Origin of the sequence: Pseudoalteromonas sp. PS5, assembly GCF_004103255.1 — a bacterium.
GTDB lineage: Bacteria > Pseudomonadota > Gammaproteobacteria > Enterobacterales > Alteromonadaceae > Pseudoalteromonas > Pseudoalteromonas peptidolytica.
Window position 1 is genome coordinate 1 of the sequence record NZ_RCSQ01000240.1, and the last position, 778, is coordinate 778.

At 39.5% G+C, this 778-nt stretch carries 1 protein-coding gene; it reads right to left on the reverse strand.

What is annotated here, in order from left to right; genetic code table 11:
* Positions 1 to 778: IS110 family transposase (locus D9603_RS21300; RefSeq protein WP_128732833.1), on the reverse strand; the 778-nt coding region annotated here is incomplete at both ends.

A 778-nucleotide genomic window follows, 5' to 3' on the forward strand; every position in this document is an offset into this window, starting at 1 on the left:
TTGGCTAAGGCCACAACGGCTTTATTAAATGGCAGTTGCTTACGTAAATTGTTTGCCCATTCACTCACTTTATCGGTTTTGTTTTCAGCTTTTACTAAGGCTGCTCTTGCGCCATTAATTAGCTGTGTTCTTAAATAAGTATTCCCTCGTTTACTTATCCCTTTTAACTTAGGGTTATCACCCGTTGTATGCTGTTTAGCAACTAAACCAAGCCATGCGGATACATGACGACCATTTTTAAAGTCTTTTCCATCCCCTATTGCACTGTAAAAAGCCGTTGCTATGATTGCCCCTATTCCTGTCATTGTTTTTAATCTTTGGCATACTTCTTTTGTATTGCTAAGTTCACTGATTTCTTTATCCAAAGCATTGACTTGTTTATCCAGCTCGGTCAACTCGTCATACAAACTCGCTATGTGTCTGCGTGATAACACGGTTAGTTTATTGTCTGCATCTTCTAAAATATCAGGTACTGCTTTTCTAACCTGATTTGCCCCTCGGGCGATAATTATGCCGTACTCAGCTAATAGTCCTCGTGTTTGATTTATTATTGCTGTTCTGAATTTTATTCTTCGCTCTCTGATGCGATGCAAAAGTTGAATATCTTGCTGCTCAGTGTTTTTTACAGGTACGAATCGCATATTCGCACGTTGTGATGCTTCAGCTATCGCCTCAGCATCATTAAAGTCATTCTTATTACCTTTTCGGTAAGGAACAACATACTGCGGTGCGATAACTTTAACTTCATGACCATAACTTTCTATGGCATGTGCCCAGT